General features: G+C 70.7%; 15 protein-coding genes. 2 read left to right on the top strand and 13 right to left on the bottom strand.

Annotated features, from left to right (window positions below; all coding sequences use genetic code 11):
- Nucleotides 1-104 precede the first annotated feature (104 nt).
- The 9 genes from ABZT17_RS43340 to ABZT17_RS43300 form a co-directional block, all read right to left on the bottom strand.
- Entirely contained in the window at nt 105-857 is a 753-nt protein-coding gene (locus ABZT17_RS43340; protein WP_356357695.1) for a DUF3159 domain-containing protein, read from the bottom strand.
- A 3-nt stretch (nt 858-860) separates the two neighbouring features.
- Entirely contained in the window at nt 861-1,259 is a 399-nt protein-coding gene (locus ABZT17_RS43335) for an OB-fold nucleic acid binding domain-containing protein (RefSeq protein ID WP_356357694.1), read from the bottom strand.
- A gap of 92 nt (nt 1,260-1,351) precedes the next feature.
- Nucleotides 1,352-2,038, bottom strand: a complete 687-nt coding sequence (locus ABZT17_RS43330) for a response regulator (protein ID WP_356357693.1) — start codon at nt 2,036-2,038, stop codon at nt 1,352-1,354.
- Entirely contained in the window at nt 2,035-4,581 is a 2,547-nt protein-coding gene (locus ABZT17_RS43325) for a sensor histidine kinase KdpD (RefSeq protein WP_356357692.1), read from the bottom strand. Before ABZT17_RS43325 ends, ABZT17_RS43330 begins: the two co-directional genes overlap by 4 nt.
- Nucleotides 4,582-4,705: 124 nt before the next feature.
- Nucleotides 4,706-5,401, bottom strand: a complete 696-nt coding sequence (locus tag ABZT17_RS43320) for an ABC transporter ATP-binding protein (RefSeq protein WP_356357691.1) — start codon at nt 5,399-5,401, stop codon at nt 4,706-4,708.
- A 60-nt stretch (nt 5,402-5,461) separates the two neighbouring features.
- Nucleotides 5,462-6,640 (bottom strand): alginate lyase family protein, encoded by a 1,179-nt coding sequence (locus ABZT17_RS43315; RefSeq protein ID WP_356357690.1) that lies wholly within the window; start codon nt 6,638-6,640, stop codon nt 5,462-5,464.
- 161 nt (nt 6,641-6,801) lie between these two features.
- On the bottom strand, nt 6,802-7,566 hold the full coding sequence (locus ABZT17_RS43310) for a DUF3710 domain-containing protein (RefSeq protein ID WP_356357689.1): 765 nt from the start codon (nt 7,564-7,566) through the stop codon (nt 6,802-6,804).
- A gap of 1 nt (nt 7,567) precedes the next feature.
- On the bottom strand, nt 7,568-8,128 hold the full coding sequence (gene dut, locus ABZT17_RS43305; RefSeq protein ID WP_356357688.1) for a dUTP diphosphatase: 561 nt from the start codon (nt 8,126-8,128) through the stop codon (nt 7,568-7,570).
- Nucleotides 8,125-8,709 (bottom strand): PaaI family thioesterase, encoded by a 585-nt coding sequence (locus ABZT17_RS43300; protein WP_356357687.1) that lies wholly within the window; start codon nt 8,707-8,709, stop codon nt 8,125-8,127. The genes dut and ABZT17_RS43300 overlap by 4 nt, the downstream gene beginning before the upstream one ends.
- Nucleotides 8,710-8,767: 58 nt before the next feature.
- Here ABZT17_RS43300 and ABZT17_RS43295 point away from each other — a divergent pair, with 58 nt between their 5' ends.
- Nucleotides 8,768-9,232 (top strand): DUF3093 domain-containing protein, encoded by a 465-nt coding sequence (locus ABZT17_RS43295; protein ID WP_356357686.1) that lies wholly within the window; start codon nt 8,768-8,770, stop codon nt 9,230-9,232.
- A gap of 26 nt (nt 9,233-9,258) precedes the next feature.
- Here the strand turns inward: ABZT17_RS43295 and ABZT17_RS43290 are convergent, their stop codons facing one another.
- From ABZT17_RS43290 to ABZT17_RS43275, 4 genes are all read right to left on the bottom strand, one after another.
- On the bottom strand, nt 9,259-10,200 hold the full coding sequence (locus tag ABZT17_RS43290) for a hypothetical protein (protein ID WP_356357685.1): 942 nt from the start codon (nt 10,198-10,200) through the stop codon (nt 9,259-9,261).
- A gap of 13 nt (nt 10,201-10,213) precedes the next feature.
- Nucleotides 10,214-10,510, bottom strand: coding sequence for a DUF4193 domain-containing protein (locus ABZT17_RS43285; protein WP_005481602.1), 297 nt, complete (start codon nt 10,508-10,510; stop codon nt 10,214-10,216).
- A gap of 406 nt (nt 10,511-10,916) precedes the next feature.
- The gene (locus tag ABZT17_RS43280) at nt 10,917-12,158 is read right to left on the bottom strand and encodes a HAMP domain-containing sensor histidine kinase (RefSeq protein ID WP_356357684.1); all 1,242 of its coding nucleotides are present in this window, start codon (nt 12,156-12,158) and stop codon (nt 10,917-10,919) included.
- Between the two features lie 6 nt (nt 12,159-12,164).
- Complete coding sequence (locus ABZT17_RS43275) at nt 12,165-12,818, bottom strand: response regulator transcription factor (RefSeq protein WP_356203304.1); 654 nt, start codon at nt 12,816-12,818, stop codon at nt 12,165-12,167.
- A gap of 428 nt (nt 12,819-13,246) precedes the next feature.
- Here ABZT17_RS43275 and ABZT17_RS43270 point away from each other — a divergent pair, with 428 nt between their 5' ends.
- Entirely contained in the window at nt 13,247-13,411 is a 165-nt protein-coding gene (locus tag ABZT17_RS43270; protein WP_174267099.1) for a hypothetical protein, read from the top strand.
- Nucleotides 13,412-13,632 lie beyond the last annotated feature (221 nt).

Raw genomic sequence — 13,632 nt, 5'->3', positions numbered from 1 at the left:
CGCGACCGAGGGCGCCCTGCGTCTTTCAGCCCGTCCGGCGTTTGAGGACGAGGCCGTTCAGGCCGATGCGGGAGTCCGGGGGCGGCAGCCCCCAGCGACGCCGCCTAGGCCTCCCGACGGTGCCTGCCGCCGGCCTCCTCACGCTCCGCGACCGCGGCCTTGCGCTCCTCCTCGGCCTTCTCCTCCGCCTCCATCTCCGCGAACACATCGATGGGGGCGGGGGCCTTGGCCAGGAACACCCAGGTCAGCCAGACCGCCAGCAGGAACGGCGGGATCTTCAGCGCGACCAGGACCCAGCCGAGTTGGGCGGTGTTGGCCCACCAGTAGAGCGGGAAGAGGATCGCGCACTTGGCGAGCAGGATCAGACCCCAGGCCCAACTGGCCTTCGCGTACGCCTTCTTGCGGCCGGGGTTGCGGGTGCGCCAGGAGAGGTTCTCCTTGAAGACCGGGCCGAGGATCAGGCCGATCAGGGGGACACCGCACAGGGTGGTGACGATGTAGGCGAGCGCCAGCCCCAGCGTGTAGAGCATGCCGGGGAGGTAGAAGTCCTTGGCGTTGCCCGTCATCATCGCGAACACGACACCGAAGGCGACGCCGAAGACACCGCTGAACGCGTGCTTGACGGTGTCCCGCGTGACCAGCCGGACCACCACGAGCAGCAGGGACACCGCGAGGGCGGCGATGGCCGACCAGTGCAGGTCCTTGTTGATCGTGAAGATCGTGACGAAGAGCAGGCCGGGCAGCACCGTCTCGACCATGCCGCGGACCCCGCCGAACGCCTCGAACAGCGCGGCCTCGGTCACCGCCCGGGCATCGTCGGCAGACGTGTCTTCTGTCGGCTTGTCGAGCGACGTCACCGGCTACTCCCGTCCGAGGGGTCTCAGTTCGTATTTCGGGTTGAACAGCACCCGGCGGCCCCGGCTCATCGAGATCCGGCCCGATGCGATCAGTCTGCGCCCCGGCTCTATCCCGACGATGGAGCGCCGCCCGAGCCACACCACGTCCAGCGCGGCGGTGCCGTCGAACAGCTCGGCCTCCAGGGCCGGGACGCCCGCCCGCGGCCGCAGGGTGACCGTGCGCAAGGTACCAGTAACCGTGACGATCTGCCGGTCGTGGCAGTCGCCGATCCGCACGCAGCCCGCCGTGGCCGCGTCCTCCCGCAGCTCCTCCGACTCCAGGTCCTCCTGGGAGGAGGAGAGCCGGTCGAGCATGCGCCGGAACCGGCCCGACGGCTTCTCGGAACGAGGAACAGCACTCATATCTGAAGCGTACCGGGGTGCGCCGACACCCTCGTACCCGCCCGGCGCGGCCCCGAACCGGCCCCTGCGTTCCCCGGCCCCCGACCTGCGGCTCACTTCTCGAACCGGTAGCCCATCCCCGGTTCCGTGATGAAGTGCCGGGGATGTGACGGATCAGACTCCAGCTTGCGCCGCAGCTGCGCCATGTACACGCGCAGATAGTTCGTCTCCGTCCCGTACGACGGCCCCCACACCTCCTGGAGCAGCTGCTTCTGGCTGACCAGCCGCCCCGTGTTGCGGACCAGCACCTCCAGCAGATGCCACTCCGTGGGGGTCAGCCGTACGTCCCTGCCGTCCCGGTTGACCTTCTTCGCGGCGAGGTCGACGGTGAACTCCTCGGTCTCCACGGTCGTCGCCTCGTCCTCGCCGGCCCCGACGGGCTCGGCACGCCGGACGGCGGCCCGCAGCCGGGCGAGCAGCTCGTCCATGCCGAACGGCTTGGTGACGTAGTCGTCGGCGCCGGCGTCCAGCGCCTCGACCTTCTCGTCGGAGGTGTGCCGGGCGGACAGCACCAGGATCGGCACCCGCGTCCAGCCGCGCAGGCCCCGGATCACCTCGACGCCGTCCATGTCGGGCAGGCCCAGGTCCAGGACGACCACGTCGGGATGGCGGGCGGCGGCGAGCTGGAGGGCCGTGGTGCCGTCGTGCGCCGCGTCGACCTCGTACTTGCGCGCCTTGAGGTTGATCACGAGGGCACGCACGATCTGCGGCTCGTCGTCAATGACCAGCACACGGGTCATGTGACCTGCCTCTCCGGTTCTACCTGCTGGACAAGCTCCTGCGGGCGCGATCCCTCCGCACGCAGGGTGAGCACCATGGTGAGCCCGCCGCCGGGTGTGTCCTCGGCGTCGAGGGTGCCGCCCATGGCCTCGGCGAAGCCGCGGGCGACGGCGAGACCCAGCCCGACCCCGGCGCCGCGCGGGGAGTCCCCGTAGCGCTGGAAGGGCTCGAAGATGCGTTCCTTGGCCTCGTCGGGGACGCCGGGGCCGCGGTCGACCACCCGCACCTCGACGCGGTCGGCGAGGGCGCTGGCGGCCACCACGACCTGCTTGCCCACCGGGCTGTACTTGACGGCGTTCTCGACCAGGTTGGCCACCGACCGCTCCAGCAGCCCCGGGTCCACGGCGACCATGGGCAGCGTCTCCGGCACGTCCAGCCCGACGCTGTCCTCGGGCACCCCGACCAGCGCCATGGGCACCACCTCGTCGAGGTCGATCTCGCGGATCAGCGGGGTGACCGTGCCGGTCTGCAGCCGGGACATGTCGAGGAGGTTCCCGACGAGGTGGTCGAGCCGGTCGGCGCCCTCCTCGATGCCCTCCAGTAGCTCCGCCCGGTCCTCCTCCGACCACGCCACGTCGTGGGACCTGAGCGAGGAGACGGCCGCCTTGATGCCCGCGAGCGGGGTGCGCAGATCATGGCTGACGGCGGCCAGCAGCGCCGTACGGATGCGGTTGCCCTCGGCCAGCGCGCGAGCCCGGTCGGCCTCCTCCCGGAGGCGCCGGCGGTCCAGGACGACGGCGGCCTGGGCGGCGAACGCGGCCAGCACCCGGCGGTCCTCGGCGGGCAGCACCCGGCCGGTCAGCGCGAGCGCCATGTGGTCGCCGACCGGCACGTCCACATCGGCGTCCTCGGGCCGCTCCACGGCCGGCCCGTGCCCCGCGCGGCCCGCGCAGGTCCACGGGTCGTGGTCGCCGGCCCGCTCCAGCAGGGCCGCGGACTCCATGCCGAAGGTCTCCCGCACGCGCTCCAGGAGCTCTTCGAGGCCCGTCTCGCCGCGCAGCACGTTGCCGGCGAGGAAGGAGAGGATCTCCGACTCGGCCCGCAGCCGGGCGGCCTGATGGGTGCGCCGGGCCGCCAGGTCGACGACGGAGGCCACCGACACCCCGACGGCCACGAAGATCACGATGGCGACGATGTTCTTGGGGTCGGCGATGGTCCAGCGGTGCAGGGGCGGTGTGTAGAAGTAGTTCAGGAGCAGGGAGCCGACCGCGGCCGAGGCCAGGGCGGGCAGCAGTCCGCCGAGCAGGGCCGCCGCGACCGTGACCGCCAGGAAGAGCAGCATGTCGTTGGCGAGGCCGAGATGGACGGTGTTGAGCAGCGCGGCCATGATCACCGGGCCGGCCAGGGCGAGCAGCCAGCCCCAGATGATCCGGGAGCGGCCGAGCCGCGCACCCCGGGCCACCGGCAGCCCCCGCCCCTTGCCGGCCTCGTCGTGGGTGATCAGGTGGACGTCGAGGTCGGGACCGGAGTCCCGGGCGACCGTCGCGCCGACGCCGGGCCCGAAGACGTACTGCCAGCTCTTGCGCCGGGAGACGCCGAGGACGATCTGGGTGGCGTTGACCCCGCGCGCGAAGGCGAGGAGCGCCGCCGGTATGTCGTCGCCGATGACGTGGTGGAAGGTGCCGCCGAGGTCCTCGACGAGGGTGCGCTGGACGGCGAGTTCCTTCGGGGAGGCGGAGGTGAGGCCGTCGCTGCTGGCTATGTAGACGGCGAGGACCTCGCCGCCGGCGCCCTTCTCCGCGAGGCGTGCGGCCCGCCGGATCAGCGTCCGCCCCTCGGGACCGCCGGTCAGGCCGACCACGATCCGCTCCCGTGAGCCCCAGATCTTCGACACCCGGTGCTCGCTGCGGTACTGCTGCAGATACTCGTCGGCCCGGTCGGCGACCCACAGCAGGGCCAGCTCCCGCAGCGCGGTCAGGTTGCCGGGGCGGAAGTAGTTGGACAGGGCCGCGTCGACCTTGTCCGGCTTGTAGATGTTGCCGTGTGCCATACGGCGTCTGAGCGCCTGGGGCGACATGTCGACCAGCTCGATCTGATCGGCCCGCCGCACCACCTCGTCCGGTACGGTCTCCCGCTGCCGCACTCCGGTGATGGACTCCACGACGTCCCCGAGGGACTCCAGATGCTGGATGTTGACGGTGGACACGACGTCGATGCCCGCGGCGAGGAGTTCCTCGACGTCCTGCCAGCGCTTGGCGTTGCGGGAGCCGGGGACATTGGTGTGGGCGAGTTCGTCCACCAGGGCGACGGCGGGGGCGCGGCGCAGCACCGCGTCCACGTCCATCTCGGTGAAGGCGGCCCCGCGGTACTCCAGCTCCTTGCGCGGTATCCGCTCCAGACCGTGCAGCATCACCTCGGTGCGTGGCCGCTCATGGTGCTCGACGAAGGCCACGACACAGTCGGTCCCCCGCTCCACGCGCCGGTGCGCCTCGGAGAGCATCGCGTACGTCTTGCCGACGCCCGGTGCCGCACCCAGGTAGATCCGAAGCTTGCCGCGTCCCATGGTCCCTATTGTCTTCCGGTCACTGCTGCCTACGCAGCGTCGACCTTACGGCCAACAATCGCGACACATCGTGCCCGGGCGGCCCCGGGGACCGTCTTTGACGCAACTCTGACGCCGGGCCGCCTCAGTGTTCGACGATCTCCCCGTCGGACAGCTCCAGGACCCGGTCGGCCAGGTCGAGCAGGGTCGTGTCGTGGGTGGCGACGAGGGCGGTGACGTTCTCGCTCCGCACGACGGCCCGCAGCAGCTCCATGACGGCGTGCCCGGTCTCCGCGTCCAGCTGCCCGGTCGGTTCGTCGGCGACGATCAGCGAGGGGCTGTTGGCGAGGGCGCGCGCGATGGCGACGCGCTGCTGCTGGCCGCCGGAGAGCTCGCCGGGCCGCTGCCGGGCGTGATCGGCGAGGCCGACGAGGGCGAGCAGCAGTTCGACGCGCTCCTCACGCGCGCGTACCTCGGCGCGGCGCAGCCGCAGGGGGACGCCGACGTTCTCGGCGGCGGTGAGGATCGGGATCAGCCCGAAGGACTGGAAGACGAAGCCGATACGGTCCCGGCGCAGGGCCAGCAGGCCGTCCTCGCCGAGCCGGGAGAGATCGAGGCCGTCGACGAGGACCCGCCCCCCGTCCGGGACGTCGAGTCCGCCGACGATGTTGAGCAGGGTCGTCTTGCCCGACCCGGAGCGTCCCTTGAGGGCGACGAGCTCGCCGCGCGGGACCTCGAACGAGACACCGCGCAGGGCGTGCACGGCGGCGGCTCCATGGCCGTAGGACTTCTGGACGTTCTCGACGCGCACCATGGTCTCGGTGACCACCTGGCTGCTCATGTCGCCTCCCCCGTGGGCCGGGCGCCAGTATCGCGGCGGGACGCCCGGCCGTTCAACGGTTCAGTTGGGATCGTCACCGTGGGTGAGGGTCTCCCAGGCGACGAAGAGGCTGTTGGTGCCGGCCGGGCGCTGCCGCTCGGTGAGCGTCTGGGTGTTGGCCATCGCGAGGCCGAGGCGGTTGTGCAGGGCGTTGTAGCCGACCTCGGTGACCGGGCCGAGTCCGAGGTTGAGCGAGCCGCCGCACAGCCAGCTCGGGACGGCGGCGCCCAGCTGGTACCTGGCCTGGAATCCGAGCGCCTGGCGCAGCCGTTCGCCGATGTCGGTGCCGTAGAGGTCCTGGCCCTGGATACGGCTGGTCTCGGCGACGTGCGAGAGCGCGGAGATGCCGTAGCCGGTGTGGGTGAAGTCGCGGCAGGTCTCCTGGGTGAGGCCGGTCACGAAGGTGGACTGCCCCTGCCAGTAGCCGACGATCTTCGCCCTGGTGTCGAGGTGCTGGCTCGGCACGGTCTTCGGCAGATCGCCGTCGGAGGACAGGTAGACATAGGCGGCGGCGCGGGTGCGGAACCTCGCCATGGCCTTGTCGTACGACGTCCTGTCCTCCAGGAAGACCGAGATCCCGACGGCGGCCTCCATCATCGACAGCTCCCAGTTGCCGTTGGAGCCGGAGCCGTTGATCACCTCGGGGAGGTAGACGTCGCGGAGCATGGTCGCGAAGCGGCCGGAGTTCGGCCAGCTCCCGGTGTAGGTGTACTTGATGATCTCGGCGGCCCTCGGCCAGGACGAGCCCGCCCAGCCGGTCTGGAGGGGCGCGTTGCTGTCGGTGTGCTCCTTGATCACCGCTGACCAGGCGTCCATCAGCTGGATGGACTTCCTGGCGTAGCGGTCGTCGCGGGTGATGTACCAGGCGAGGGCGTCCGTGTAGGCGGCGATGGCGTCCTGGCGCTCGTCCGTGCAGCCGTGGTCGGGGTTGGAGTACGAGCCGCACTCGACGGTCGCCCGGGGCTTCGGGGTGCGGTTCAGATCGGCGTACTTGCTCGCCAGCATCTCGTCGAAGGCGCCCTTCCAGGGCTGGGCGCCGGCGTCGACCTTGGCACGGGTGAAGTCCAACTGGGCCCGGGAGACGGTGACTCCGGGGTGGACGAAGGCGGCGGGGGCCGCGTCGGCGTGGTGGGCGGCGGGCCAACTGATCATGCCCACGACAAGCGCGGAGGCGGATGCGAGAAGTGCGGTTCGGCGCATTGCGGGTGCCATCCGTTCGTATGTGTGAATGATGAGCGCCTCCATGAACAGGCGATTGGCCCGAGACCGTAGGTCCAGACCAATCCGCCGTCAAGGGTCCGCGCAGGGGAAAGGGCCGCACCCCCTGCCCGGGAATGCGGCCCTCGTGCTCCTACGACCGTCTAGCGGACCTCGGTGATCTCCGGTCCGCGCTGCAGCTGGCCCATGCCGCCGGAGAAGCGGGAGCCCTCCTCCTGCTGGACGCCCTCGGGCACCATCTGGGCGTCGTTCGGCAGCTTCAGGACGATCGGGTCGCGGGGCGCCATCGGGCCCTCGCCGCGGACCACGACCGTGTCCCTGAAGATCTGTTCGAGCAGTCCGGCCGCCTGCGGCTGCACCGCGCCCTGGCCCGAGATCACCCCGCGCAGGAACCAGCGCGGACCGTCCACGCCGACGAACCGCACGACCTGGAAACCACCCGTGCCGTCCGGCAGCTGCACCGGCACCTGGGCCCGCAGCTCCCAGCCGAGCGGGCCCTCGACCTCGTCGACGATGCCACCCTGCTGGGTGATGCCGGAGCCGATCTCCTCGCGCACCTCGCCCCAGATGCCCTCGCGCTTGGGCGCGGCGAAGGCCTGCAGCTGGATGGCGCTGTCACGCAGCACGACGGTCGCCGCGACGATCGCGTCGCCCGCGACCTCCACGCGCAGTTCCATGCCGTCGACGCCCGGTACGAAGAGTCCGCCCAGGTCCACCCGGCCCTCGCCGGGCTCGCGCACCTCGGTGTCGTCCCAGGGCCCGTCCGGCCGCGGTTCGGGCTCGAGCCGTACACGCTCGCGCCCGGCCTCTTCTACGTCGTCCGCCTCAGTGTCGACACTGTCGACGACCTGCTCGGCCTCGCCGGCCGCGTCCTCGGCGGCACCCTTCTTCTTGCGACGTCCGAACACGTCACTGTCCTTCCCGGTCGGATACGACCGAAGCGTATCGATTCCCACCCGTAGTGCCGCCCACGGCGGCCTGACCGCTTGTGCTGTTCTCACCGGCCACCGCCGCGTGTCCTCCGGTGGACCCGAAGCCCCCTTCGGCCCGCGCCGAGTCGGGCAGCTCCGCCACCTCCCGGAAGCGGACCTTCTCGACCTGCTGGACGACCAGTTGGGCGATCCGGTCGAAGCGCTCGAACCGCACCGCCTCGCGCGGGTCGAGATTCACCACGATCACCTTGATCTCCCCACGGTACCCGGCATCCACCGTCCCCGGGGCATTCACGAGGGCGACGCCGCAGCGGGCGGCGAGCCCCGACCGGGGGTGCACGAAGGCCGCGTACCCCTCGGGGAGCGCGACGGACACCCCGGTGGGCAGCACCGCCCGCTCGCCGGGCTTCAGCTCGCACGCCTCGGTGGTGCGCAGATCGGCTCCCGCGTCGCCCGGGTGCGCATACGACGGAAGCGGTACGTCCGGGTCGACGCGCCGGATGAGTACGTCGAGCTCCTGACGGGGATCACGGCTCACGGGTTCACCTCGAAGGCGCGGGCGCGCCTTTGCTGATCGGGGTCGCTCATGGCCGCGCGGATCTCCTCCGGACGGCCGTTGTCGATGAAGTGGTCGACCTCGACCGCGATGAACAGGGCGTCGGCGCGGACGGCGACCGCGCCTTCGGGGCCGTCGAGGCGCCCGACGGCCCTGGAGTAGATCTTGCGGCCCGCCACCGCGGTCACCTCGGCCGAGAGATGCAGCGTGGTGCCGAGCGGCACCGGACGGACGAAGTCCGTCTCCAGCCGGCCGGTCACGGCGATCGCCCGCAGCAGCCAGTTCAGCGAGCCGAGCGTCTCGTCCAGCGCGGTCGCCAGCACCCCGCCGTGCGCGAGGCCGGGGGCGCCCTGGTGGGCGGGCTGGACGGTGAACTCCGCGGTGATCGTGACGCCTTCGCCCGCCCGGGCCGCCAGGTGCAGCCCGTGGGCCTGCTCGCCACCACAGCCGAAACACTGGGCGTAGTGCGAACCCAGAAGCTCACCCGGCGCGGGAGCGTCCGGGTGGCGCACGGGTTTCACCGCGTCGGCGGGAGGCTGAAGAGCCACGGAAGTACCACTCACAGCCGCAGACCTTACCCGCGCGTCGGCACCTTCCGGACACCGTGCCAAGCTTGGCTCCATGCAGCTCTCCACGGCCCCCTACGAAGAACGCCTCACCGCCCCTCGTTCGTGGTGGTTGATCTCGTTCCTGATCGGGGTCTCCTGCGCCCTGATCCTGCTGCCCTTCGGCACCCTGCCGCTGCTCGGCGGACTGGTCGGCGGTACGGCGGCCTCGGCGGTCGTGGCCAGCTCGTACGGGTCGGTGCGCATCCGTGTGGTGGGCGGCTCGTTGATCGCGGGGGAGGCGAAGATCCCGGTGACGGCGCTGGGCGAGGCGGAGGTGCTCTCCCCGGAGGAGGCGGCGGCCTGGCGCACGTACAAGGCGGACACGCGCGCCTTCCTGCTGCTGCGGGCCTACATTCCGAGGGCGCTGAAGGTGGAGGTCACGGACCCGCAGGACCCGACGCCGTACCTGTACCTGTCGACGCGGGAGCCGGAGCGGCTGGCCGAGGCGCTGAAGGCGGCCAGGGAAACGGCCGCCTGAGGGGCTCGGCACGCCCGTGGGGGCTCTCAGCCCAGGGAGCCGTCCTCCAGCTCCAGGGGGTGCCTCGGCGCCTCCAGGGGCGGCTGCTCGGGCAGCGCGTCCCAGGGCACCTGGATCTGGCGCAGGTCCTTGCGGATGCGCTCGGCGAGCTTCTTGGTGTCTCTGCGGTTCATGACCGCGCCTACGGCGGCGCCCACCATGAACGGCATCAGATTGGGCAGGTCGCGCACCATGCGCTTCATGATCTGCTGGCGCAGCTGGTGCTTCATCTGGCTGTTGACCGCGCCGCCGAAGCTCGACGGCTTCCTGACGTCGACACCGCGCTCCCCGGACCAGGAGTTCAGATACGCGGTGCTGCGCTCTTTCAGGTTTCCGGGCGGGCGTACGCCGTAGACCTCGTGGAGTTCGGCGATCAGCTTCAGCTCGATCGCGGCCACGCCGGTGATCTCGGCGGCCAGCTCCGTCGGCATGGCGGGCGGCACCGGCATCATCGCCGCCGCTCCGATGCCCGCTCCGACCGTGGACGTCGCGTACGCGGCGCCCGACACGAGCTTGTCGGCGAGCTGTTCGGGTCCGAGGCCCGGGAACTGCGCCCGCAGCTTCGCGAGGTCGCGTACGGGCACACGCGGGGCGATCTCAATGATCCGGTCCGCGAGATGGGCCAGGCCCGCCCTGGCGCGGCTGCCGCCCTTGCGGACGCCTTCCCGGACGGTGTCCCTGGCCTTGTCACGGATCACCCGGGCCCGCCGCCTGGCGACGGGCGCGGGAGTGTTCGGTGCCGGTTCCGGGAGGTCGGCCCGGTCGGCCACCGATTCGAGCGAGGCCGCCCCGGAGTAACCCGTGTCACCGGGTGTCGTACCGGATGAGCCTCGCTCGTCGTCACGCGTGCCGTGGGGGCCGTCCTGCGGCCCCTGGTCCGCTCCCCGCAGGAGGGAACGGCGCTTCCGAGGTGGGGTCGAGCCAGTCACGGCCGACCCGGCCTCAGTCGCAGTCGCGGCAGATCGGCTGACCGTTCTTCTCCCGGGCCAGCTGGCTGCGGTGGTGCACCAGGAAGCAGCTCATGCAGGTGAACTCGTCCTGCTGCTTGGGCAGCACCCGGACGGCCAGCTCCTCGTTGGAGAGGTCGGCCCCGGGCAGTTCCAGGCCTTCTGCGGCCTCGAACTCGTCGACGTCGACCGCCGAGGTGGACTTGTCGTTCCTCCGGGCCTTCAGCTCTTCAAGGCTGTCGGAGTCCACATCGTCGTCGGTCTTGCGTGGGGTGTCGTAATCCGTTGCCATTTACCTCTCCCCCTCTGGGTGTCTGCGGGTGTCTCCAGCGCACGTAACGCGTGAGAGGCCGGACTTGTGCCCGCCTCGAGGCGGAGATTTTGCCTCACATCAAGGTCTGTTACTCAATCGACACCCAACCGGACTCCTCAAGAGTGATCGGCTGGGATGGCGAACGGGACCGTACACGGTCCCCCTGCCGCTCTTCAAAGGCGTCTCCACCTGTACTTCCCGTGATCAAGACACCCGAAAACCCGGATTTTCCCGGCTTTCCGACAGCTTTCATGATCACGGAGAGTGGATGACAGAAAAGCCCCCCATGTGATCGATCACACACGGAACTGCTGTCCCGAGAGCGCTTTTACGACCGGAAAATTCTGCGCAAAGCGAACACGGGCCCGTGTGTCGGCACATGATGTCAGATCGGGAGCGCGAACCTCATCACCAGTCCACCTCCCTCACGCGGCTGGGCCGAGATGTGGCCGCCGTGCGCACGGGCCACGGACCGGACGATGGACAGACCGAGACCGACGCCCTTGTCGCTGCCCGTGCGCTCCGTGCGCAGCCGTCGGAACGGCTCGAAGAGGTTGTCGATCTCGTACGCGGGTACCACCGGACCGGTGTTCGACACCACCAGGAGCGCCTGGCCGTGCCGGACCTCGGTGGTGACCTCGACCCAGCCGCCCTCCGGCACGTTGTACCGCACGGCGTTCTGTACGAGGTTCAGCGCGATCCGCTCCAGCAGCACGCCGTTGCCCTGGACGACCGCGGGCTTCTGCTCGCCCCGGATCACCACGCCCTTGGCCTCGGCCTCCGCGTGCACCTGGTCGACGGCCTGGGAGGCGACCTCGGCGAGGTCGACCGGCTTGCGCTCGACGATCTGGTTGTCGCTGCGGGCGAGCAGCAGCAGGCCCTCCACCAGCTGCTCGCTGCGCTCGTTGGTGGCCAGCAGCGTCTTGCCGAGCTGCTGGAGCTCCACCGGCGCCCCCGGGTCGGAGAGATGCACCTCCAGCAGCGTGCGGTTGATCGCCAGCGGGGTGCGCAGCTCGTGGGAGGCGTTGCCGACGAAGCGCTGCTGGGCCGTGAAGGCCCGCTGGAGGCGCTCCAGCATGTCGTCGAAGGTGTCGGCCAGCTCCTTGAGCTCGTCGTCCGGGCCGTCCAGCTCGATCCGGCGGGACAGGTCCGAGCCCGCCACCGCGCGCGCGGTGCGGGTGATCCGGCCGAGCGGTGACAGCACCCGGCCGGCCATCGCGTAGCCGAAGGCGAAGGCGATCACGGCGAGGCCGAGAAGGGCCAGCAGGGAGCGGCTGAGGAGGTCGTCGAGGGCGTGCTGGCGCTGGACGGCCTCACAGGAGTTGAGGATGGAGTTGAACTCGTCGTTGTTGCCCGCCTGGTTGAGCTTGGGGCAGGTGGGGCTGCTGATGCCGAGATTGGTGCCGGACACCGAGAACGACTGGCCGCTGCCCTCGTGGAGGGCCTGGGCCGCCAGCAGGTAGATGATCGACAGCAGCAGGATGCCGGCGATCAGGAACATGCCGCCGTAGAGCAGGGTGAGACGTATGCGGATGGTGGGGCGCAGCCAGGGGTACTGGGGCTGGGGCTTCCTGGGGTCCCAGGTGGGCTTCGGGGGTGCCTTGGGGAGAGCGGGTGTGGCGGCCATCGGGGATCAGATCCGGTAGCCGGAGCCGGGCACGGTGACGATGACGGGGGGCTCGCCCAGCTTGCGGCGCAGGGTCATGACGGTGACACGGACGACGTTGGTGAAGGGGTCGGTGTTCTCGTCCCAGGCCTTCTCCAGGAGCTGCTCCGCGGAGACGACGGCGCCCTCGGAGCGCATCAGCACCTCCAGGACGGCGAACTCCTTCGGCGCCAGCTGCACCTCCTTGCCGTCGCGGAAGACCTCACGGCGGTTGGGGTCGAGCTTGATGCCGGCGCGCTCCAGGACCGGCGGCAGGGGGACGCTGGTGCGCCGGCCGAGGGCGCGCACCCGGGCGATCAGCTCGCTGAAGGCGAAGGGCTTGGGGAGATAGTCGTCGGCGCCGATCTCCAGGCCCTCGACCCGGTCGCTGACGTCGCCGGAGGCCGTCAGCATCAGCACGCGCGTGGGCATGCCGAGCTCCACGATCTTGCGGCAGACGTCGTCGCCGTGGACGAGCGGGAGGTCGCGGTCGAGGACGATCACGTCGTAGTCGTTGACGCCGATGCGCTCCAGGGCGGCCGCACCGTCGTACACGACGTCGACGGCCATGGCCTCCCGGCGCAGTCCGGTGGCCACCGCATCGGCGAGCAGCTGCTCGTCCTCGACGACGAGTACGCGCACGTCGCTTGTCCTTCCTGTGTCCACCCGCGTAGCGCCGGGCGGGCACGGGCGGGCAGGGGTCTTCATGGGTGTGTGCCTCCATCCTGCCCTTTTCGGCCGTAAGTCGGCTGTAAGGCGGTGGGCGGCGGCTGAGCGGCGGATGAAGAACAGGTGTGGGACCGGGGAATGCGGGACTTTTTCGCCGGGTTGAGGTTTCCGTGGAAGGGACCGGGGGGAGGACGGTTCATACCCCGCGATCACGCTCTGCTTGTGCCGCAACACCATGTGGCACGGCGCGATCCGCTTTCCGCAGAGTGGGCGCGTGGGTGCCTGGCACCGTCGCCGCCCAGCGGGGCAGTGCGCTGGGCATCTGCCGCAGACGTGATCGCCCCTTCCCAACGGCACACCCCCGTGCCACCGACCCACGACCCAGGACGAGGGGGCGCAGCATGGACGCATTCACCACGGGACTTCTGCAGCGCATAAAGGCGACCGAGTCCGACCTGACGCGGGCTCGTGACGAGGGCGACGACTTCCTCGTCGAGGTCGAGCAGGGCGAGCTCGACGACCTGCGCCGCCTTGCCGCCGAGCATGGTGTGGAAGTTGGCGCATAGCGTCTGATCGGCCCGTGAGCGCGCGAAGGGACCCCGGCGAATCCAGCGCCGGGGTCCCTTCGTGTGTCCGCGCCCGGAGGCCGTCAGTCGTGCCAGGCGCCGAAGTCCTCCAGGAGGCCCTGGAGGGGCTCGAAGACGCCTGGGGTCCCCGCGACAGCGGACACACCGGGCGACGGCCACAAGCGCGACGGCCACAAGCGCGACGGCCCCGGCAGGCCTGG

Origin of the sequence: Streptomyces sp. NPDC005648, from assembly GCF_040605395.1 — a bacterium.
Taxonomy (GTDB): Bacteria; Actinomycetota; Actinomycetes; order Streptomycetales; family Streptomycetaceae; genus Streptomyces.
This window is presented reverse-complemented; position numbering and strand designations above follow the sequence as displayed.